Source organism: Haloparvum sedimenti, from assembly GCF_001462205.1.
Taxonomy (GTDB): domain Archaea; phylum Halobacteriota; class Halobacteria; order Halobacteriales; family Haloferacaceae; genus Haloparvum; species Haloparvum sedimenti.
Window position 1 is genome coordinate 1 of record NZ_LKIR01000089.1, and the last position, 21,063, is coordinate 21,063.

Here is a 21,063-nt window from a genome sequence, read left to right on the forward strand (position 1 = left end):
TCCAGTCGGCGCTGTTCCCGTTTCACACCTGGCTGCTGTCGTCCATGACGGCGCCGACTCCGGCGTCGGCCCTGATGCACGCCGGCTTCGTCAACGCGGGCGGCATCCTGTTGACGCGCTTCGCGCCGCTTTTGGCCGACGATCGCGCAGTCATGTCGATCCTCGTCGTCGTCGGTGCCTTCAGCGCGCTGCTCGGGCAGGCGCTGCTGCTCGTCCAGACGGACGTCAAGCGCGAGCTCGGCGCCTCCACGATCGCGCAGATGGGCTTTATGATCCTCCAGTGCGGACTCGGCTTCTTCGCCGCCGCCATCACCCACCTCATCCTTCACGGCTTCTATAAGGCGTACCTGTTCCTCTCGTCGGGAGCCGCCGTCGAACAGACGACACCGGAGGGCCACCACCGCACCGGCATGAGCCTCCCGAGCGTCGCCGTCAGCCTCCTCACGGCCGTCGGCGGCGGCGTGCTGTTCGCCCTCCTCACCGGGAAGGGAACGGAGCTGAACAGCGGGCTCTTCCTGACGTTCGTCGTCGTCGTGACGACCATGCACGCGACCAGGGACATCCTCCGGCGGTCGGCCCTGTCGCCGTCGGTGCGGCTCGTCAGCGTGCCCCTCGTCGTCCTGACTGCCATCGGCACCTACGCGGTGCTGTTCGACGCCATCTCGGCGGTGATCGCGGGCGCGCCGATGGCGCAGGCCCCAACCGACCTGACGGCCGTGCACCTGGGCGTCGCTGCCGCGTTCGTCGCGGCGTACCTCGCGACGGAGCTCGGGTGGCATCGCTCCAGCAAGCGGCTCTACGTCGCGCTGCTCAACGTCTCACAACCGCAATCTGACACGCTTCTCACGAGCAAGGAGGAGTACGATGACGCGTAACGAAGACGCCATCACCGACAGCATCGACCGCGCGGCCGACGCCGTCGGCTCGGCCTGGCCGCTCCACTCGTTCGTCACGGCCAACCCCCTCTCGGGGTTCGAGGACCGCCCGTTCCACCGCGCGGTCGCGGAAGCCGAGCGGCTGTTCGGCGGGCGCGGCTATCCCCACCCCTCGGTCTTTCGGCAGGCGTGGGAGGACGGTCGGATCGACCCGGAAGTGTTGACCGCTGAACTCGACGCTTACGGCGTCTCGGGGGATCCGGAGGCCCTGCTCGACGAGATGGCGGCGGCGGAGTCGGACCGGGAGAGCGAGCCGGACCGGGAGAGCGAGCCGGACCGGGAGAGCGAGCCGGACCGGGAGAGCGAGCCGGACCGGGAGAGCGAGCCGGACCGGGAGAGCGAGCCGGACGCCGCGACGGAGACGCTCGATCGGGTCCTCTCGAAGTGGCTCGCCGCGTTCCTCGATCAGGGGCAGGCGGAGTGGCCGATGCCGGACCGCGACCGCGGGTTCTACGCCGCGTGGCGCGAGCTCGCGCCGTACGACGGGAGCGTTCCAGACTGTCGCGATCCGTCGGACCTCCCCGAAACGCCGATGGCGGCGCTGGAGGCGGTGCTGGCCGACTACCCCGAGGAGCGCTGGGAGGAACTCTTCGAACACCACCTCGCGGCGCTGCCGGGCTGGACCGGATTCATCAAACAGCGGGCCGGCGGGGACGCCGGGGGCTGGCAATCGGCGGCGCCGATCTCGCTGCTCGAGTACCTCGCGGTGCGGCTGACGCTCGCCGACCTGTTGGGCGCGCCCGTCGAACCCGCCGATCACGACGAACACGCCGAGCGCGGCGGCGATACCGCAGATGCGGACGGTCCCCCGCTCGCGGAGATCTGGCTGACCGCGTGGGAGCAGAGCTATCGCGACCGCCTCCTCGAGGGCGTCGACCGGGCGATTATGGAGTCGTCGAGCGCGGAGGACGGCCCGCGGCCGGACGCACAGCTCGTCTTCTGTATCGACACCCGCTCGGAGATCATCCGGCGTCACGTCGAGTCCGCCGGGTCGTACGAGACGTTCGGATACGCGGGATTCTTCGGAATTCCGATGCGGTACCAGGGGTACAGATCGGAGATCGAGACCGACGCCTGCCCGCCGATCGTCGAACCGCAACACCACATCATCGACCGTCCCAGGCCGGACCGGCGGAACGAGGAGGCGGTTCACAGGCGGTGGAGCCAGGTCGTGGGGGCGGCCCACAAGCACATCAAGGCGCTCAAGACGAACATCGCCGCCGCCTTCACCTTCGTCGAGGGCGGGGGTAGCGCCTACGGCGCTGCGATGGCGACACGGACGCTGCTCCCGGGGGCCGTCTCCGACCTGTCCGACGCCGTCGACGATAGGATCCCGAGCCCCGCCGAGTACTGCGCGCCCGCCGTCGACCGCCCGGCCGAGGACCACGCCGACGGAGGGCTCCCGCGGGGCATGACCTTCGAGGAGAAGGTCGGCTACGCTGAGACCGCGTTCGACCTGATGGGGTGGACGGAGTTCGCCCGGCTGGTCGTCTTCACGGGGCACGCGAGCGAGACGACGAACAACCCGTTCGCCTCCAGCCTCGACTGCGGCGCCTGCGCCGGCAACCCCGGGGGACCGAACGCCCGCGTCCTCGCGGCGATCTGCAACGACGAGGACGTTCGCGACGCGCTCCGGGAGCGGGGGGTCGACATCCCGGCCGACACCGTCTTCATGGCCGGCGAGCACAACACGACGACCGACGAGATCACGCTGTTCGACGGCGACGTTCCGGAGAGCCACTGGGAGGACCTCAAGCACCTCCGTGCGGACCTCTCGCGGGCGCGGACCGCCGCCACGACCGAGCGTGCGAAGTCGATGAGCCGCGCCGATCCCGAGAACGGCGTCCGCGAGACGGAGCGCCGGACGGCCGACTGGGCGGAGACCCGCCCCGAGTGGGGGCTGGCCGGCAACGCCTCGTTCGTCGTCGGTCCGCGGGAGCTGACGGAAGGCCGGAACCTGGACGGTCGGGCGTTCCTGCACTCGTACGACTGGACCACCGACCCGGACGGCGAGGCGCTCGAGGCGATCATGACCGGGCCGCTCGTCGTCACCCAGTGGATCAACAACCAGTACTACTTCGCGACCGTGGACAACGGCGTGTACGGGAGCGGCTCAAAGGTCACGCAGAACGCCCGCGGCAACATCGGCGTCGTGCAGGGCAACGGGGGCGACCTGATGACGGGGCTCCCGCTCCAGTCGCTCAAGGCGGACGACGAGCGGGAGTACCACCAGCCGCTCCGGCTCACGGCCGTCATCCACGCCCCGGTCGACCGGGTCACGGACGTCCTCCGTCGCCACGAGGAGGTCGCGGAGCTGGTCGACAACGGTTGGATCTCGCTGACGGTCGTGGATCCGGAACAGGACGACGCCGCGGTGCACTACCGGGGGGATCTGGAGTGGGAGCCGCGGCAGTCGGACCCGATCACACACTGAACCGCGACCCACCCTCGATGTCGGCCCGGACCGCGGCCGCAGACTGTGCTTGTGGATCGGCATAAATACACCGACCGGACGAGACGACGGAATGAGAAAATCGACAGCAGACGGCGTGATGGACTCACGCGGCGTGTCGCCTCGTCTAGTAACGTTTAACCGACGCTAGCCGATACTGTTGGGCAAGATGGCGAGCAACAAGATCCTCGGTATCGACCTCGGTACCACCAACTCCGCCTTCGCGGTGATGGAGGGTAGCGAGCCCGAGATCATCGCGAACGCGGAGGGCGACCGTACGACGCCCTCCATCGTCGGGTTCTCCGACGACGGCGAGCGCCTCGTCGGAAAGCCGGCGAAGAACCAGGCGGTCCAGAACCCCGACCGGACGATCCAGTCCATCAAGCGGCACATGGGCGAGGAGGACTACACGGTCGCGGTCGACGACGAGGAGTACACGCCGGAGCAGATCTCGGCGATGATCCTCCAGAAGATCAAACACGACGCCGAGGAGTACCTCGGCGACGACGTGGAGAAGGCGGTCATCACGGTCCCCGCCTACTTCAACGACAAGCAGCGCCAGGCCACGAAGGACGCCGGCGAGATCGCCGGCCTCGAGGTCGAGCGCATCGTCAACGAGCCGACCGCGGCCGCGATGGCGTACGGGCTCGACGACGACTCGGACCAGACCGTTCTCGTCTACGACCTCGGGGGCGGCACCTTCGACGTCTCCATCCTCGACCTGGGCGGCGGCGTCTACGAGGTCGTCGCGACGAACGGGGACAACGACCTCGGCGGCGACGACTGGGACGAGGCGATCATCGACTACCTCGCCGACGAGTTCGAGAACGACCACGGCATCGACCTCCGTGAGGACCGCCAGGCCCTTCAGCGGCTCACCGAGGCGGCCGAGGAGGCGAAGATCGAGCTCTCCAACAAGAAGGAGACGACGGTCAACCTGCCGTTCATCACCGCGACCGACTCCGGCCCGGTCCACCTCGAGGAGTCGATCACCCGGGCGACGTTCGAGTCGATCACGGAGGACCTCATCGACCGCACCGTCGGTCCGACGGAGCAGGCCCTCGAGGACGCTGGCTACGACAAGGGCGACATCGACGAGGTCATCCTCGTCGGCGGCTCCACCCGGATGCCGCAGGTCCAGGAGCAGGTCGAGGAGCTCATCGGCCAGGAGCCGAAGAAGAACGTCAACCCCGACGAGGCGGTCGCGCTCGGCGCGGCCATCCAGGGCGGCGTGCTCGGCGGCGAGGTCGACGACATCGTCCTGCTCGACGTGACCCCCCTCTCGCTCGGTATCGAGGTGAAGGGCGGGCTCTTCGAGCGGCTCATCGAGAAGAACACCACCATCCCGACCGAGGAGTCGAAGGTGTTCACCACGGCAGCGGACAACCAGACCTCCGTGCAGGTCCGCGTCTTCCAGGGCGAACGCGAGATCGCCGAGGAGAACGAGCTGCTCGGCGCGTTCCAGCTCACCGGCATCCCGCCGGCGCCCGCGGGCACCCCGCAGATCGAGGTCTCCTTCAGCATCGACGAGAACGGCATCGTCAACGTCGAGGCCGAGGACCAGGGCTCGGGCAACGCCGAGTCGATCACCATCGAGGGCGGCGCCGGCCTCTCCGACGAGGAGATCGAGCAGATGCAGCAGGAGGCCGAACAGCACGCCGAGGAGGACGAGAAGCGCCGCGAGCGCATCGAGGCTCGCAACGATGCCGAGGGCGCGGTCCAGCGCGCCGAGACCCTCATCGACGAGAACGAGGAGGAGCTCGACGCGGACCTGATCGACGACATCGAGGCGGAGATCGCGTCGCTCGAGGAAGTCCTCGAGGACGAGGACGCCTCGATCGAGGAGCTGGAGGAGGCGACCGAGTCGCTCTCCGAGGCGCTCCAGGAGATCGGCAAGCAGATGTACCAGGAGCAGGCCGCCGCCGGCGGCGCCGGCGCGGCCGGCGGGCCGGGCGGCGCTGGCCCCGGCGGCGCAGCCGGTCCCGGCGGTGCGGGCCCCGAGGGCGGCGACGACGAGGAGTACGTCGACGCCGACTTCGAGGACGTCGACGACGAGGCCGACGAGGAGTAGACGCGGCCGCGACCGTTCGCGGGCGAGCTTTTTCGAACGACTGACCGTCGACCGACCGAAGACCGGCCCGGTCGACGGGCGCTATTCTCGAAGCCTCGAGAGCAGGCTGTCGAACCCCTCGCCCCGCGGCTCGTGATCGTCGCTCGCGGTGCCGGGCTCCGGCAGATCGACGGGGTGGAGCCGCTCGTCGGTGAGTTCGAGCAGGCGGTCGAGTCGCGGGAACGACGTACGGAGGGACGGGACCGCCTCGGGAGAGCACTCCTCGTCGGCCTGCAGCACCGACCGTGAGCCGGTCAGCACGGGGATGATCGAGAGCGATGTCGACCGATAGAGCACCTCGTAGGCGGGGATCCCGTCGGGCGCGTACTCGGAGGAGGCGGCGCTCGTCCCGTCCTGACTCCCGCCGTTCAGAAGCTTCGACGCCGGAACCGTCCCGAGGATCACGTCGACGTTCCGGGCGAGGACGGCCAGCCTGCGGCCGGGGTCGGCCTCCTCGCTCTGGCTCCCGTACACCGTCGCGGGGTCGCGGTCGTCTTCGGCGTTCTCCAGGAGTCCGTCGACCACGTCGTCGAAGTGGCTCGCCTCCGTCTCGCTCCGCCAGATCCGTACCTCCGTCTCCGACCCGAACAGGCCGCCGCCCGCGACGGTGAACTCGTAGTGGGCGATGTCCCGGCCGTCGGTGGGCGACACCGGCTCCTCGCCGCCGGTCCACGCGGTCACGGCCTTGGCGAGGTCCGTGTTCATCGACACCTCGGCGTCGCTTCGCTCGGCCGCGAGCCCGAGCCCGACCGGGAGGTCCGTCCGCGGCGCGTTCGGCGGAACGAGCACCGCGGCATCGACCCGGCCTTTGCTGTCGAACATGTGAGAGAACGGACGGGGACCCGCAATGTGCGTTTCGGTGTCACGGTTGGTGCGGGCGGCGCGCGTGACAAGACGTGCGGTACGGCGGACGTGACGGTCGGTCCGGGGTATCCGGCGCGTCCGCCGCGCAACCCGTCTTTTCAAGTGTTTCAACTGGCTATGGGCGATAACGAATGAGCGAGGACTTCTACGACGTGCTCGGGGTTTCGCGGGACGCCGACGAGGACGAGATCACGAAGGCCTACCGCAAGAAGGCCGCCCAGTACCACCCCGACGTGAGCGACGAGGACGACGCCGAGGAGAAGTTCAAGAAGATCCAGAAGGCCAAGGAGGTGCTGACCGACGAAGAGAAGCGCCGCCAGTACGACCAGATGGGCCACGAGCGGTTCCAGGAAGCGGAGAAACACGGCGCAACCGGCGGCGGTGCGGGCGGCGCGGGCGGATTCGGCGGCGCGGGCGGCGCCGGCGGCTTCGAGGACATCTTCAACCAGTTCTTCGGCGGCGGTCGCGGCGGTGGCGGCCGCGGCGGTCGCGACAACAGGCCACGGAAGGGACAGGACCTCCGGACGGGCCTCACCGTCGACCTGGAGGAGGCGTTCGAGGGAACGACCAAGCAGCTCACGGTCACGCGACCGGAGACGTGCCCCGAGTGCGACGGCCGCGGGCACCCCGAGGACGCGGACGTCTCCGCCTGTCAGCAGTGCGGCGGACAGGGACAGGTGACGCAGGTCCAGCAGACCCCGCTCGGGCGCGTTCAGCAGACAACTACCTGTCCGCGGTGTGACGGCGCGGGCGAGACGTACAGCGAGTCCTGTTCGACCTGCGGCGGCGACGGCGTCGCGCGCAACGAGGCGACGCTGACCGTCGAGGTGCCGGCGGGCATCCGCACCGGCCAGAGCCTCCGCATGGAGGGCGAGGGCGCGCCCGGCGAGAACGGCGGCCCGAACGGCGACCTGCTCGTGGAGGTCGACGTGGACGTGGGCGAGCGCTTCGAGCGCGACGGCGCCGACCTCCACGTCCACGAGGCGGTCTCGTTCCCGCAGGCGGTCTTCGGCGACACGGTGCCGGTCGAGACCGTCGACGGCACCGTCGAGATGGACGTGCCCGCGGGCACCCAGAGCGGCGAGACGTTCCGCCTGCGCGGCAAGGGGATGCCGAAGATCCGCGGCCGCGGTCGCGGCGACCTCTTCGTGCAGGTGCAGGTCGTCGTCCCCGACTCGCTCAACGAGGAGCAGCGCGAGGCGCTGGAGGCGTTCGCCGAGGCCGGCGGCGAGGAGATCGATGTCGACCAGGGCTTCTTCGAGAAGCTGAAGAACACGTTCTGAGGGCGGCGGCCAGCGGCCGTTCTCGGGCCGGGTCCGCGACCGTCCCGCCTCCCGAGCCCTCGCTCCCGCCGTCCCCTTTTTGCTCGCGGCGACCCAACACGCGGTCGCAATGAGCTACGACAGCGTCACCGCGACCGACGTGGACCCGCGCGCGCCCGGCATGCACTTTCTCCGGGACGCGCTCGACTGCGAGAACCTCGGTATCACCCTCGTCGAGGCCGACGACGGCTGGGACGGGATGGAGCACGACCACGCCGAGGACGGACAGGAGGAGGTGTACCTGCTCGTCGACGGGTCGGCCACGCTGACCGTCGACGGCGAGACCGTCGACCTCGAACCGGGCGACGCCGTGCGCGTCGACGGGAGCGACACGCGGAGCCTCTCCTTCGGGGCCGACGACTCCCGGATGGTCATCGCGGGCGCGCCCTGATCGCGTTCGGCGACCGCGGTCTGGCCTCCGGACGCGACCGCGACCGCCGGAGCCTTGAGCCCTCCCCCCGACGCCACGCATATGCACGTCGTCGGGGACCTGCTCGCGCGCGACCGCCGGAGCGACGCCCCCGCGCTCGTCACGCCCGACGGGCGCGAGCGGAGCTACCACGAACTGATCACGAACGCCTACAAGGCCGGCAACGTCCTGCGCTACCTCGGACTCGGTGCGGGGCGCACGCTGGCGGTCGCCCCCGTCCCCGCGCTCCCGCCGGTGCTGGCGTTCCTCGGCGCGGCCCAACTCGGCGCGGCGACGCGGTTCGACCCCGCCGCTGGCGCCGACGCGGGCGACCGCGTCCTGTTGGTCCCCGCGACCGAGGAGGCCGCCTACGACCCGGCACCCGGAACGCAGCTCGCGGTCTTCGGCGGCGACCCGACCGCCCCCGAGACGACGAACTGGGAGGAGTCCGTCTGGAGCGAGAATCCCGCTTTTCCGCCGTCGGACCTGAAACCCGAGACGCCGCTCCTTCTGCCGGCTGGGGCGGCGGAGGGTACCGATACCGGGGAGATCGACGCAATCAGCCACGGCGCCGCGCTCGCGGCCGCTGCGGAGGTGTCGGAGCGGTACGGGCTCGACGCCGACTCCCGGGTCGTCCTCCGCGCGCCCCTGTCGAACCCCGCGGCGGTCGCCGCCGGGCTCCTCGCCCCGCTGTCTGTCGGCGGGACGGCCGTACTCACTGATCCCGCCGAAACCGGGGCCGAGGCGCCGGTCCGGGGCGAGGTCGCGGTAACCGCGGGCGAGGCCCCCGAGCCGGCCGTACTCGACCCCGCCGACGTGCCCCTGTAACGGCGATCGGCTGACACGCTCGCCACGGAGCAGTTTCTGTGTCCGTCTCGGTTGCAGTTCCTGCTGCTGGGGACGGCAACATCCGGAAAACCCCAGCCGGCTCTTTCAGTCCCACCCACCGCGACTGCCCTGCTCCGCACCGCGACCGCACCGCGACCGCACCGCAGCCTCACACCTCCCCAGCCTCGGCGGCGGCGCGGCCGCGGGACCGCACCGCATCGCGGCCGCGCTACCGCCTCCCTCGCACGCGTTTCTCGCGCGCGCCGACCGCTACAGCACGCGCTTACCGAACGCGCTGGCGGCGAGTTCCGTCGCGAGCTCCGCGGTCTCGTTGTGCTGGTCCAGCGTGGGGTTCACCTCGACGAGCTCCATCGACCGGAGGAGGTCGCTCTCGGCGACCTGCTCCATCGCGGAGTGGGCCTCGCGGTAGGTGACCCCGCCGCGGACGGGCGTCCCGACGCCGGCCGCCTCGTGGGGGTCGAGCCAGTCGAGGTCGAGGCTCGCGTGGACGCCGTCGACGCCGGTCCCCGCGATCGCGAGCGCCTCCTCCACGACCGGCGTGACGCCGCGGCGGTCGATCTCCGACATGGTGAACGCGGTCACCTCGCTCTCGCGGATGAACTCCGCCTCCGCCTCGTCGACGCTCCGGAGGCCGACGATGACGACGTTCTCGGGACTGAGCCCGGCGGCGTTCGCCCACTCGGTGTCTGCGAACTCGCCGACGCCGAGCGCGGCCGCCAGCGGCATCCCGTGGACGTTACCGGAGGGCGTCGTCGTCGGCGTGTTGAGGTCGGCGTGCGCGTCGAACCACACCGCGCCGATCTCGGCGTCGCGCGCGGAGCCGACCAGCGACCCGATGGCGATGGAGTGGTCGCCGCCGAGCGCGAGCGGCACCTCACCGTCCGCGAGCGTCGCCGCCACCTCGTCGCCGAGGCGACGGCACACGTCGGCCGTCTCGCGGAGGAACTTCGCCGAACCCTCCGCGGGCGCCTCCGCGTCGGGGTCGCGCTCCTCGGCGCGTGGCACGGGGAGATCGCCCGAGTCGACGGTGTCGACGCCCGCGCTCGCGAGCTGGTCGGCGAGGCCGGCGTAGCGGATGGCTGACGGTCCCATGTCGACGCCGCGTCGGTTCGCACCGTAGTCGGTCGGCGCGCCGATGATCCGAACTGTGCGCATGCCCGTCACTCGACCGCGGCGGGGCTTCAAGCCCCCGAATTTTCCCGACCATCTGCCCGTCGCTCCGGTCTTCCCGGGTCGTGAGCGGCGGCGTGCGGCGACTAGCTCCGCGGGCGTCGTCCCCCCGGCTGACCCGGTCAGCCGGTCGAACCTTCCACCGGGTTTAAGCGGGCCGACCGAGTAGTAGGTCGCATGTCATCGATCGAGCTGACGTCCAGTCAGAAGACGATTCTGACTGCGCTGATCAACCTCTACCGCGAGGAGGAGGACGCCGTAAAGGGCGAAGCGATCGCCGAGGAAGTCGACCGCAACCCCGGTACCATCCGCAACCAGATGCAGAGCCTGAAGGCGCTTCAGCTGGTCGAGGGCGTCCCCGGCCCGAAGGGCGGCTACAAGCCGACCGCGAACGCCTACGAGGCGCTTGACGTCCAGCGCATGGACGAGCCCGCGTTCGTCCCGCTGGAACACGAGGGCGAGCCCGTCGAGTCGGTCAACGTCGAGGGGATCGACCTCTCGAGCGTCCACCACCCCGAGCTCTGCCGCGCGGAGGTCCACATTCAGGGGTCGGTCCGCGAGTTCCACGAGGGCGACTCCGTCACCGTCGGTCCGACGCCGCTCTCGAAACTGCTCATCGAGGGCACCGTCGACGGGAAGGACGACACCGCCAACATCCTGATCCTCCGGATCGACGACATGCGCGCGCCGGCCGAGGAACCGGCGCACTGACCTCGCGCACCTCCCGTCTCCCGCGCCCCGCGCGCACCGACGAGCCGACCGTCGCGTCTCCGCGCCGGCCCCTTCTCACCTCTCCTCTTTTCCAATCCGCGACGGCCATTTTTCCCCGTCTCCATCCGCGACGGCCACTTTCGTCCCCGTCCGCGGTCGGACGTTTCTCGGCGAGCCGTTCTCAGAGGATCGACGCCACTGACCGAACGGTCAGTAACTCCCAGAAATACATCCGAAACGTGAGGGGATGGCCTTATATTCCGGGGGTATCCCCCGCCGAGTCGGGAGATGTCGGGAGGGATCCAACGAGTAATACCGATACTCACACAGCCATTAAGTGCGTGTTCGGGCGAGTCGTAGGAGAAAATGTGGTCGTACATCCACGGTCCGAGCGTATCTCTTGGTAATCGTTTACCTCACCTCGAAGTCGGTGATGAGGTGTTCGCCTGATGGAGGGGAAGTGGCGGACGCTGGTGCTCGCCACGGTGATGTTCAACCTCGGATTCGTCATCTGGTTCTCGTTCGCTCCGTTCACCGGGGGGATCGCCGACGAATTCGGGCTCTCGGTGGCCGATCTCGCGGTCGTCTCCAGCGCCGCGGTGATCGCCGTCCCGCTCGGGCGGATCGTCATCGGACCGCTCACGGACAAGTACGGGGCGCCAGCGACCGCGGGAGTGACGATGGTCGTCGTGGGGACGTTCGCGGTGATCAGCGCGTTCGCCGCGACCTACGAGGTGTTCATCGGCTCGCGGGTCGTCGCGTCGCTGTCGGGGATCACCTTCGTCATCGGCATCCAGCACGTCTCCGAGTGGTTCGAGGAGGAGAACCTCGGGCTCGCGGAGGGGATCTTCGCGGGGGTCGGCAACGCGGGCGCCGGTCTCGGCGCGTACTTCACGCTCCCCCGGATCTTCGGTGAGGGATGGAACGGCCCCCTGTTCGCGACCAACTGGCGCGCGGCGTTCTTCTACACCGGTGCGCTGGCGGTGCTCGTGGGGGTCGTCTACTTCCTCGTCGGTGAGGCCGCGAAGTCGGACGCGAAGCGGCGGGCGACGAGGGAGAGCGCCGGGGTCCGCGAGTGGCTCTACATCGCCACGCGCTACGGCGCCGTGGCGCTCTCGGCCGCGTACGTGATGACCTTCGGCCTCGAACTCGCGATGAACGGCTGGCTCGGCACCTACTACCGCGAGGCGTTCGGCCAGGGAGACGTGGTGGTTGCGGCCACCTTCGCGGCGACGTTCTCCGTCGCCGCGGGCCTGCTCCGTCCCATCGGTGGCTACGTCAGCGACGTGGTCGCGCGCAACGAGACCGAACTCCTGCCGTGGTTCGACGGTCGCTACCGCGAGCAGTGGACGTTCGCGACGCTGGTCTTCGTCGTCTGCGCGATGGTCGGAATGACTGCCGCGGGGCTGACGGGCAACGTCTACCTCGCGGTCGCCGCGGGCTTCCTCGTCGGCCTCGGCTGCGCGTTCGCCGAAGGAGCCATCTTCGCGCAGGTGCCCGCGATGTTCCCCGACAGCTCCGGCTCCGTCACCGGCGTCGTTGGCGGGATCGGCTCCTCCGGCGGGTCGCTGTACCCCCTGATCTTCGGCGCGGCGCTCCTGCCCAACCTCCACGTCGGCTACGCGGTCGCGGCCGCGACGATGGCCCCGATCCTCGCACTGACCGCGTGGGTGTTCCGCCCGCACGTCGCCGAGCGGGCGACGACCGGCGGGTGGCTCGTCGACGCCCCCGAGCGGACCGAGCCCGCGTCTCCAGCGGGGGACGACTGACGTGTACGACGAGATCCTGCTCCCGACCGACGGGAGCGACGGCGCTGCCACGGCGTACGACCACGCGTTGGCGGTCGCGGAGCGGTTCGACGCCAGGGTCCACCCCCTCTACGTGGTCAACACCACCTACTCGGACGTGGGCGCCACGGGGACCCCACGGTCGGAGCTCCGCGATCGGGGTGAGAAGGCGGTCGGGGAACTGGCCGACCGCGCCTCCGAGACGGGCATCGACGCGGTCACGCACGTCGTCGACGGCGACCCGTTCCGCGAGATCCGGTCGTTCGCGAACGCGGAGGCGGACCTGATCGTGATGGCGACGCGCGGCCGGAGCGGGCTGGATCGGTACCTGCTCGGCAGCGTCACGGAGAAGCTTGTCCGCACCGCGGACGTGCCGGTCCTGACGGTGCGGGGCGGCGAGGAGCCCCCCTGATCCGCGAGCGGCGACCGGCGGTGGGGAAACGAACTATTCGGTAGATAGCGCTATTCGCCGGGGTGCCGTAGGTAGAGACGATCATGCCCCTGTTCATGGACGTTCACAGAAACGTTGACGGCAGTGCCGAGGACGTTGCGGAAGCCCACAAGAAGGACCTCGAGACGCAGGAAAAACACGGCGTGACGTATCTGAACTACTGGGTCGACGAGGACGAAGACGCCGTCTTCTGCCTATTCGAGGGCCCCTCCAAGGAGGCGGGAGAGAAGGTCCACCGTGAGGCGCACGGTCTAACGGCGGACGAGATATTCGAGGTCCAGCAGGGGGAGTAGTCCGTCCGGCGGACCTCCATGTTTGACCGGGCCGAGCTATCGCGATGCCGACTCTCTCGAACCCGCCTTCGCGGAGTCTGGGGGGTCGGACGGTCAGGCGGTCCGACGGTCCGACGGTCAGGCGGTCCGACGGTCAGGCGGTCCGACGGTCCGACGGTCCGACGGTCAGGCGGTCCGACGGTCCGACGGTCCGACGGTCGGTTGCCGCGGGTGGTTCGGGGAATTTTCGAGGCGAGTTACATGTCGCCGAACGCGTCGAAGCCGCGTCCGACCGAGGATATCTTCGCGATCCAGCGCGAGGCGATCCCCTTCTTCAGCATCTTCGCGCCCGGGCCGCCGAACGTCTTGATCGGGACGCCCTGCACGTCGTGAGCGACCGCCTTGTCGCCGACGGAGATGACGGTCCCCTTGTCCTCGTGGCGCCACGTCTGGAGGGGCGCGCCGCGGACGGCGCGCGCGAGATTCTCGCCGGCGACCTCCGCGGCCTGCCAGGCGGCCTGCGCGGTCGGCGGGGCCACGTCGTCGTCGCCCTGGTCCACGAGCGCGGTGTCGCCGATGGCGAACACGTTGTCGTCGCTGGTGGTGAAGTCCGACTCCGCGACGATGCGGTTCGAGCGGTCGTCCTTCTCCACGTCCACGTTCTCCAGTTCCTCCTGGCCCGTGATGCCGCCGGTCCAGATCAGCACGTCGTAGGGGAGCTCCTCGGCGTCCTCGTCCTCGCCGCCGCCGAGGTAGACGGACTCCTCGTCGGCCTTCGAGATGAAGTCGCCGGTGAGGATCTCGACGTCCTTCTCCAGCAGGCGCTTGCGGAGCGCGCCCTGGATCTCGGGGTCGTTGCCCGGGAAGATCTCGTCGAGCCCCTCGATGAGCTTGATGTCTATCGGCGCGCGGTGCTTGTCGCGGTACTCCGCGATCTCCCCGGCGGTCTGGATGCCCGAGAGGCCGGCGCCGCCGACGAGCACCTGCGCGGGGTCGGACTGGGTCGCCTCGGTCGCCGCCTCGCGGACGTCCTCGTGGATGTCGTGGGCGTCCTGGAGGCTCTTGAGCTGGTGGGCGTTCTCGCGGAGCCCGTCGATGCCGAAGAAGGCGGTCGTGGAGCCGACCGCGAGCAGGAGGTAGTCGTAGTCGACGCCGTCACCGTCTTCGAGCTCGACGACCCGCTCGTCGGTGTCGACGCCGGTGACGCGGTCCTTCACGAAGTCGGTGCTCGGAGACTTGATCTCCGAGACCGGGACCGTGACCTTCGACTCCACCGCGGGGTCGCGGATGACGCGGTGGACCTCGTGGAGCACCAGGTGGTACTCGTGTTCGGAGATCCACGTCAGCTCCGCCTCGCCGTCGCGTATCTCGTCCTCGAACGCCTTCACGGTGCCGGCACCGGCGTACCCGGAGCCGACCACGACGACCTGAGTTGTCATGTGGTTCGGTCCGCGGGCTTCGGATAAAGGGGCTTTGGAACGCGCGCGCTCACGCGACTGGCGTCCGGCCTCGCACCGCGAGCCTCGCGGCGCGCCGCCCCCCGACGCTCTCGCGTCTCAGGCGCCGCCCGCGCCGCGCTCGCGGGCCGTCTCGAGCGCGTCCTCTTCCACGAAGAAGACGACCTCGAAGTTCCAGAGGCGGAGCTCGTGGGCGGTGGCACGGTAGCCGTCGAGGTGGGCCGCGACCGTCTCGCGGTCGTCCTCGTGGGCGATCACGACCGGCGGGGCGTCCGCGAGGGCCTCGTCGTAGTCCGCGTCGGGCGGCAGGCTGTCGACCTCGGCGCCCGCCCGCTCGTAGTACCACGGCAGCGGGAGCCTGTCGTACCAGCCGCCGGGCGCGCCGCCCTGGTCGGCGGCCGACTCGTCGTCGACGTAGAAGGTGTCTTCACGGGAGGGGAGCTCGATCCCGACGAACAGCACGTCGGTCCCGCCCTCGTGGGTCCGCGCGACCGCCTCCACGTCCTCGATGGTCGACCGCGCGTCGTTGTGCGGCTGGGCCCACTGGACCATCTCGGTGTGGTCCGGGTTCGCAGAGTTCCAGTAGGTGACGTTCGGGCCGACCAGCCCGGCGCCGACCACCAGCAGGAGCGCGACCGCGAGCGCCGCGGTCTCGCGGTCGGCGGTCGCGACCGCGCTCGCCGCCTCCCGGACCAGATACGTCAGCCCGACCGCGGCGGGGATCGAAAGCGGGAGGACGATGTGAACCGCCGACCACGGCGCGTTGATGTCCGTCGCGGCGGGGTAGCCGACGAAGCTCGCCAGCGCCCAGTAGGTCGCGAACGCGACGAGCGCGCGGTTCCGTCCGGTCGGGACTCGGATTTTGCCGCCGCCAGCGCCCTCCCCCGCGTCCGCCCCCGCATCCGCTGCCCCCTCCCGCGAGCCCCGCCCGTACCAGTCGGCGGCGGCGCCGACCGGCGCGAGCGCGAGCAGGACGCCCGCCGTGTGGATCAGCGTCTCCGCCTCGTGGCCGACGTACTGGAGGTACGGGTTGTCCTGCATGCTCCCCGAGAGCCACAGGTCGGTCAGCTTGCGGGCCGATCCGACGGTGGCCTCGGAAAGGACGCCTCCCCACATCCCGGGCGCGCCGACCGCCTGGTACAGATCCGGCCGCGGCGCGTAGAAGAAGACGGTGACCGCGAGGAACGCGAGCCCCAGCCCGAGCGCGTGCCCCACGAGGAACGCGGCCGGATGCCGGTCGCCAGCGGCCGTCCGGAGCTCGTCCACTCCGCGACTCCCCCAGGCCCGGAGGGCGGCCGAAAGATCCTCGCCGCCGCGAACGCGCCGGACGAGCCGGTGGTCCGCCACCAGCGTCCCGGCGCCGAGGAAGCAGAGAACGTACAGCAGCGTGTTCGCCTTCGTCGCCAGCGAGAGCGCGAGCAGGACCGACGCGGGGTAGAGGTACCCGACGCACCGGGTGTCCAGCGCGCGGACGGCGAACCCGAGCGCGACGAACGCGAACCCGCCCACGAGCACGTCGTTGCGCATGAACCGCGAGTAGTAGACGAGCAGGGGGGTCGTCGCCAGCAGCCCGCCGAGCGCCAACAGCTCCCCGCGGTCGAGGTGCTCGCGGAACAGCCACGCCGACAGCGGGAGCAGCCCGCCGACGAGCGCCACCACCAGCCGCGCGGTCGCGTCCGTCGCCGGCAGCACCTCGAAGACGCCCGCGTTGACGATCCGGAGGAACGGGCCGTGGATGATCGGGCGGTACTCCAACTGCCCGGACGCGGCGTAGCGAAGCGTCCAGTAGCCGACGCGCCCCTCGTCCCAGTGGAACACGCGGCCGCCGAGCTCGTAGAGCCTCAACAGTAGCGCCGCGACCGTGACCCCCGCGAGCGCGAGTAGCGTCCGCCCGTCGGCCGAAAGGCGGTCGAACGGAGCGGGGAGATTGGAGGGGCGCGGCGCCGACATTACCTGGGAGTCCGCGTCCGGGAATACAATTCTTGTGTTACCGTCCGCCGAATATCGCCCCGGTCAGATCAGCCCCATCGCGAGGAAGCTCACGTAGGTGATCGCCAGCAGGATCACGACGTGTTTCACGCCGTCGCGGACCGTCCCCTCCCCGAGCTGGCCGCCGATCAGGCCGGAACAGACCGCCTGCACGACGGAGGCGTGGAGGAAGATGACCTCGTAGGCGGCGACGTCGATGTCGCCGAGCCCCTCGGTGATGCCGCCCCCGACGCCCGCGACGCCGCTCACGCCGCCGCCGGTCGCCACGTCGGCCTGCTCGATGGCCGGGATGAACGCGACGGTGAGCGCGGCGATGATCCCGATGAAGACGAAAAAGGAGATGTAGATGACGATGAGGTAGGTCAACATCACCTGGTTGCGCTCCCGGCGGAGCTGTCTGGCCGCCCGCGCCTCGTCGGCCGCGATGTGGAGCACCGGACCGATGTCGCCGCTGGCCCGCATCGCGTTGACGATGAGCGCCACCGACCGCCCGACCATCGGCGACCGAATGCGGCGGTCCATCCGGTGGAGCGCCGTCTCCACGTCCGCTCCCCACTTGATGTCCCGCCAGGTTCGCTCGAGCTCGGGCGTGAGGTCCTCCAGGTCCGAGTTGGTGACGCGCTCGAAGCTCTCGACGACCGCCATCCCCGCCTCGTTGATCGACGCGAGCCGGTCGAGGAAGTCGGGGACCTGCGCCTCGATGTTCTTCGTCCGGCGCTTCTGTATCTCGTAGACCAGCCCGTACCCCCCGAGGACGAACAGCGTCGCCTCCACGAGCGGCACGTCCATCGCCGTCGCGACCGTGAGCGGCGAGTCGATGGGGATCGGTGCCGCGCGGTTCACGATCCATAGGAGCGCGACCGGAACCGTGATGACGGCCGTCACCGCCGGGCTCCGGAGCAGCAGCTCGACCGGCCGCTCGACCCAGTCGAGGGCGGTGCGGTACCGGTCGTACTCGGCCAGTCGCTCGCGGTCGGCCCGCCACCCGTCCGAGACGGCGCCGCCGTCCGGCAGCGTGAACTCCCCGTTCGGGTTCGCGGGGTCGCCGTCTTCGTCGGCGCGAAGCGCGGCCTCCCCGGGCGACTGGAGCGACTGCGTGACGCTGTCAACGTAAACGATGAAGGCGACGCTCGCGAGGGGCACGCCGAGGTAGACCACGGCCCGGAGGAGCGGGAGGGTGTCCTCGATCACCAGCCCGACGACGACGAGGATGGTGATGAAAAAGAGCGGGCCGGCGACGAGCACCGTCACGTACGCCTCCGCGAACGTCGACAGTAGCTCGAGGTACTGCTCCTGTTGGGACTCCGCCTCCTCCTGATACCGCTCGTACTGCTCGTGGAGGAAGTCCGACAGCGACCGACCCGACCCGAGCACGGACGCGAGGTTCTCCGCGAACTCCTCCATGTTCTCGCTGGGGGTGCGCTCGCTGGTGCGCTGGAGCGCCGTCAGCGCGTCCGTCCCGAAGGTGTTCATGTCGCGGACGGCCACGCCGAGTTCCGTGGCGGCCTCGCCGTACACGCGCTCGTTCTTCGCGAGCGTGTCCATCACCTTCGGGAACGCCATCCCCGACCGCGAGAGCGCGTAGACGAACGCCACCGTCCGCGGCAGCGTTGCCTCGATCTCGGAGGCCCGCGCCACCGCGCGCTGGCTCAACACCTCCCACCGGACCCAGTAGGTGCCGAGCGCTAACAGCGACCCGACGGTCGCTGAAAAGAACAGCAGCAGCACGAACAGGTCGTCGGGAGCGAGCTGTTCGAGTCGCGTGAGGTCCGCGAGGAACCCAAGGGCGCTCGGCAGCGCGCTCCGGATCGCTTCGCCGCCGACCTCCAGCAGCGCGAGGAACGCCGCGGCGACGTAGACGCCGAGGACGCTCCCCGCGGCTCCGAGCGTGCCCGCGTACAGCAGCGTCCGCGCGGCGTAGACGCGGTGGGTCCCGCCGGCGTGGGCCGCCCGCATCCGCTGTTGCTGCTCCCGCTTGCGCGGGCTCTCGTCGGCCACGTAGTCGCCGAAGAAGGAGAGCGCGACGCGGGAGACCAGCAGGTCGGCGCGCCGGCTGACGAACGGCAACCCCAGCCCGGCACACAGCGCCAGCGCCAGCGCCAGCGGGACGTACTGGATCATGCGCCCTCGAGCTCGTCCTCCAGCTTCGCCATCACGCGGTCGGCGTCGGCGTAGTACTCGTTGACCAGCGCGGTGAAGCGCCGGTACCCCGTCACGCCGAGTTCGCCGAGGAGTTCGAGGAACCGCTCGCGGCGGTTCATCTCGCGGAGCAACTCGGCGCGGCTCCAGCCGCGCTCCTCCTGGATCTCGCCGAGCAGCTCCGAGTCGTTCGAGGAGAACTCGTCGTCGCTCGGGTTCCACGTGAACGCCGAGGAGTAGTCGAGCTCGCCGGTCCGCTGGTCGATGTCGTGGATCTCGCCGATCACCTTCGCGCGCCGGACGCGCTCGTCGCCGAACCGCGAGAGCGTCTGGATCGACAGCATGTCCAGCGACTGGACCATCGCGCGCGGCACGTTGATCGGCTCGTTCTCAAGCCGGTTGATCACCGTCTCGATGGAGTCGGCGTGCATCGTCGAGAAGGTGGTGTGGCCGGTGTTCATCGCCTGGAACAGCGTCACCGCCTCGTCGCCGCGCACCTCGCCGACGATGATGTACTCCGGGCGGTGGCGCAGCGCGGAGCGCAGCAGGTCGTACATGTCGATGTCCGACCCCTCGTGGAGCCGCTCGCGCGTCACCGAGGAGAGCCAGTTGTCGTGGTACAGCGACAGCTCCCGAGTGTCCTCGATGGTGAGCACCTTCGCCCGCGGCGGGATGAACATCGAGACGGCGTTCATCGAGGTGGTCTTCCCCGAGGCGGTCCCGCCCGCGAAGATGAGGCTCTTGTTGTGCTCGATGCAGAGCCAGAAGTACGCCATCTGCTCGATAGAGAAGGTGCCGTAGTCGATCAGGTCGATGGGCGTGAACGGCTCCTCGGCGTACTGCCGAATGGTGAACGCGGAGCCGCGCGGGGTGACCTCCTCACCGAGCGCCAGTTCCGCCCGCGAGCCGTCCGGCAGCGTCGTCTCCACGATGGGGTCGCCGACGGAGATGTGGCGGCCGGACTGCTGGGCCAGTCGGATGACGTAGTTGTCGAGTTCCTCGCTGGCGAACTGGACGTTGGTCTCGATGTCCGTGTAGTCGGTGTGGTAGACGAAGATGGGGAGGTCGTAGCCGTCACAGGAGACGTCCTCGATGTGGCCGTCGTTCAGCAGGGGGTCGATCTTCCCGAACCCGCGGAAGTCGCGGTAGAGGTAGTACAGCAGGGTGTGGAACGTGTCCATCCCCACCTCCACGCCGTACTGCTCGAGGAGGTTCTCCAGTTCGGTCTTCAGCGTCTCCGCGTCGGCGGCCCCCACGCTCTCGCGGTAGAGCAGCGGGTCGCGGATGTCGTCGACGATCCGTCGCAGCAGGTCCACCTCGAAGTCGTCGAGGTCGGGTTCGACCGCGTGGTACTGGTGTTCGCTCTCCGCGCGGTCGTAGGTGATCACGACGTACGCGTACGGGGCGTTGACCCAGTAGCGGTCGACCTCGTCGTGACCGTCGGGGGCCGAGAAGGTAGCGAGCGGCCCGTCCTCGCCCGGCCGGAACGGTCGGACCTCCACGTCGGAGCCGCGAAGCATCTCCCAGGTCCGGACCACGCGACGGCGAAGCATCTCGATCCGGTCTTCGGGCTCCCCACCCCGGCGGACGTCCCCCGACATCTATTCGTCTCGTCTATGGCGGGTGACCGCTTAAAAACCTGCGTCCGGCCGAGAAACTGTCGCCACAGCGACCTCCGAGGTGCGGTGCTGGTGCGGTCGCGGTGCTGGTGCGGTCGCGGTGCCGTGCTGTCGGCGCGCGCCGCGGCGACCGCGAAGCGCGTCGCCGCGACCGCGCGAGGGAGGGCTGGACGCGGCCGCGATGCGGTGCGTTGCGGCTCCGCGGCCGCGTCCAGCCCGAGGCTGGGGAGGTGTGAGGCCTGCGGTGCGGTTGCGGAGCGGGGCGGGGCTGTGGGTGGGACTGAAAGGGGCAGCCGGCTCGATCCGGCCCCGACGCCGCTCTCGCGAGCCTGCCGAGCGAGAGTCAGCGAGTCGCAGCCCGGTAGCCCGCTACTGCAGGCAGCCCGGACCGTCTCGCCAGACAAGCACCGCAGCGGGCGTTGCGGAGAGCGAGGAGCGCAGCGGGTGTCGCGTTCCCGCGAGGAACGAGCGGGAGCCCGTGAGTCGCAGCCCGGCAGCCCGCTACCGCAGGCAGCCCGGACCGTCTC

Annotated in this window: 16 protein-coding genes; 10 read left to right on the plus strand and 6 right to left on the minus strand. The window is 70.0% G+C overall.

The features are described from left to right. The 3 genes from AN233_RS05510 to dnaK form a co-directional block, all read left to right on the plus strand. Positions 1–875, plus strand: an 875-nt coding sequence (locus AN233_RS05510; protein ID WP_281176523.1) for a proton-conducting transporter transmembrane domain-containing protein, incomplete at its 5' end; no start/stop codon positions are given. After that, positions 865–3,369: a DUF2309 domain-containing protein gene (locus tag AN233_RS05515; protein WP_058365831.1), complete on the plus strand. Its 2,505-nt coding sequence runs from the start codon at positions 865–867 to the stop codon at positions 3,367–3,369. The genes AN233_RS05510 and AN233_RS05515, both read left to right, overlap by 11 nt. 187 nt (positions 3,370–3,556) lie before the next feature. Then, on the plus strand, positions 3,557–5,458 hold the full coding sequence (dnaK, locus tag AN233_RS05520) for a molecular chaperone DnaK (RefSeq protein WP_176696648.1): 1,902 nt from the start codon (positions 3,557–3,559) through the stop codon (positions 5,456–5,458). An 81-nt stretch (positions 5,459–5,539) separates the two neighbouring features. On the opposite strand, the gene AN233_RS05525 is transcribed toward dnaK, so the two are convergent. Next, on the minus strand, positions 5,540–6,319 hold the full coding sequence (locus AN233_RS05525; protein WP_058365833.1) for a hypothetical protein: 780 nt from the start codon (positions 6,317–6,319) through the stop codon (positions 5,540–5,542). A 173-nt stretch (positions 6,320–6,492) separates the two neighbouring features. Between AN233_RS05525 and dnaJ the strand changes: the two genes are divergently transcribed. The 3 genes from dnaJ (at position 6,493) to AN233_RS05540 (ending at position 8,920) form a co-directional block, all read left to right on the plus strand. After that, on the plus strand, positions 6,493–7,644 hold the full coding sequence (gene dnaJ / locus AN233_RS05530; RefSeq protein WP_058365834.1) for a molecular chaperone DnaJ: 1,152 nt from the start codon (positions 6,493–6,495) through the stop codon (positions 7,642–7,644). Between the two features lie 109 nt (positions 7,645–7,753). Then, positions 7,754–8,074, plus strand: a complete 321-nt coding sequence (locus tag AN233_RS05535; RefSeq protein WP_058365835.1) for a cupin domain-containing protein — start codon at positions 7,754–7,756, stop codon at positions 8,072–8,074. 81 nt (positions 8,075–8,155) lie between these two features. Beyond that, the gene (locus AN233_RS05540; protein ID WP_058365836.1) at positions 8,156–8,920 is read left to right on the plus strand and encodes a hypothetical protein; all 765 of its coding nucleotides are present in this window, start codon (positions 8,156–8,158) and stop codon (positions 8,918–8,920) included. A 270-nt stretch (positions 8,921–9,190) separates the two neighbouring features. Here the strand turns inward: AN233_RS05540 and rocF are convergent, their stop codons facing one another. Continuing rightward, a complete protein-coding gene (gene rocF, locus AN233_RS05545; protein ID WP_058365837.1) occupies positions 9,191–10,096 on the minus strand; it encodes an arginase in 906 nt (301 codons plus the stop codon). Positions 10,097–10,288: 192 nt separating this feature from the next. Here rocF and AN233_RS05550 point away from each other — a divergent pair, with 192 nt between their 5' ends. From AN233_RS05550 to AN233_RS05565, 4 genes are all read left to right on the plus strand, one after another. Continuing rightward, complete coding sequence (locus tag AN233_RS05550; protein WP_058365838.1) at positions 10,289–10,822, plus strand: Rrf2 family transcriptional regulator; 534 nt, start codon at positions 10,289–10,291, stop codon at positions 10,820–10,822. A 446-nt stretch (positions 10,823–11,268) separates the two neighbouring features. Further along, positions 11,269–12,591, plus strand: a complete 1,323-nt coding sequence (locus AN233_RS05555) for an MFS transporter (RefSeq protein WP_058365839.1) — start codon at positions 11,269–11,271, stop codon at positions 12,589–12,591. Position 12,592: 1 nt separating this feature from the next. After that, positions 12,593–13,021, plus strand: coding sequence for a universal stress protein (locus tag AN233_RS05560; protein WP_058365840.1), 429 nt, complete (start codon positions 12,593–12,595; stop codon positions 13,019–13,021). Between the two features lie 83 nt (positions 13,022–13,104). Then, a complete protein-coding gene (locus AN233_RS05565; protein ID WP_125919983.1) occupies positions 13,105–13,353 on the plus strand; it encodes a DUF4242 domain-containing protein in 249 nt (82 codons plus the stop codon). 236 nt (positions 13,354–13,589) lie between these two features. Here AN233_RS05565 and AN233_RS05570 read toward each other — a convergent pair whose 3' ends face one another. The 4 genes from AN233_RS05570 to AN233_RS05585 all read right to left on the minus strand — a co-directional run bounded on the left by AN233_RS05570 (position 13,590) and on the right by AN233_RS05585 (position 20,518). After that, positions 13,590–14,771, minus strand: coding sequence for an NAD(P)/FAD-dependent oxidoreductase (locus AN233_RS05570; protein ID WP_058365841.1), 1,182 nt, complete (start codon positions 14,769–14,771; stop codon positions 13,590–13,592). 117 nt (positions 14,772–14,888) lie between these two features. Then, the gene (locus AN233_RS05575; protein ID WP_058365842.1) at positions 14,889–16,739 is read right to left on the minus strand and encodes a flippase activity-associated protein Agl23; all 1,851 of its coding nucleotides are present in this window, start codon (positions 16,737–16,739) and stop codon (positions 14,889–14,891) included. Between the two features lie 63 nt (positions 16,740–16,802). Further along, positions 16,803–18,899, minus strand: a complete 2,097-nt coding sequence (locus AN233_RS05580; RefSeq protein WP_058365843.1) for a type II secretion system F family protein — start codon at positions 18,897–18,899, stop codon at positions 16,803–16,805. Continuing rightward, the gene (locus AN233_RS05585; RefSeq protein ID WP_058365844.1) at positions 18,896–20,518 is read right to left on the minus strand and encodes a type II/IV secretion system ATPase subunit; all 1,623 of its coding nucleotides are present in this window, start codon (positions 20,516–20,518) and stop codon (positions 18,896–18,898) included. Before AN233_RS05585 ends, AN233_RS05580 begins: the two co-directional genes overlap by 4 nt. Between the last annotated feature and the right edge of the window lie 545 nt (positions 20,519–21,063).

Coding starts and splice junctions, on each gene's coding strand:
- AN233_RS05515 (WP_058365831.1), top strand. CDS start 865: ATGACGCGTAACGAAGACGCCATCACCGACAGCATCGACCGCGCGGCC.
- dnaK (WP_176696648.1), top strand. CDS start 3,557: ATGGCGAGCAACAAGATCCTCGGTATCGACCTCGGTACCACCAACTCC.
- AN233_RS05525 (WP_058365833.1), bottom strand. CDS start 6,319: ATGTTCGACAGCAAAGGCCGGGTCGATGCCGCGGTGCTCGTTCCGCCG.
- dnaJ (WP_058365834.1), top strand. CDS start 6,493: ATGAGCGAGGACTTCTACGACGTGCTCGGGGTTTCGCGGGACGCCGAC.
- AN233_RS05535 (WP_058365835.1), top strand. CDS start 7,754: ATGAGCTACGACAGCGTCACCGCGACCGACGTGGACCCGCGCGCGCCC.
- AN233_RS05540 (WP_058365836.1), top strand. CDS start 8,156: ATGCACGTCGTCGGGGACCTGCTCGCGCGCGACCGCCGGAGCGACGCC.
- rocF (WP_058365837.1), bottom strand. CDS start 10,096: ATGCGCACAGTTCGGATCATCGGCGCGCCGACCGACTACGGTGCGAAC.
- AN233_RS05550 (WP_058365838.1), top strand. CDS start 10,289: ATGTCATCGATCGAGCTGACGTCCAGTCAGAAGACGATTCTGACTGCG.
- AN233_RS05565 (WP_125919983.1), top strand. CDS start 13,105: ATGCCCCTGTTCATGGACGTTCACAGAAACGTTGACGGCAGTGCCGAG.
- AN233_RS05570 (WP_058365841.1), bottom strand. CDS start 14,771: ATGACAACTCAGGTCGTCGTGGTCGGCTCCGGGTACGCCGGTGCCGGC.
- AN233_RS05575 (WP_058365842.1), bottom strand. CDS start 16,739: ATGTCGGCGCCGCGCCCCTCCAATCTCCCCGCTCCGTTCGACCGCCTT.
- AN233_RS05580 (WP_058365843.1), bottom strand. CDS start 18,899: ATGATCCAGTACGTCCCGCTGGCGCTGGCGCTGGCGCTGTGTGCCGGG.
- AN233_RS05585 (WP_058365844.1), bottom strand. CDS start 20,518: ATGTCGGGGGACGTCCGCCGGGGTGGGGAGCCCGAAGACCGGATCGAG.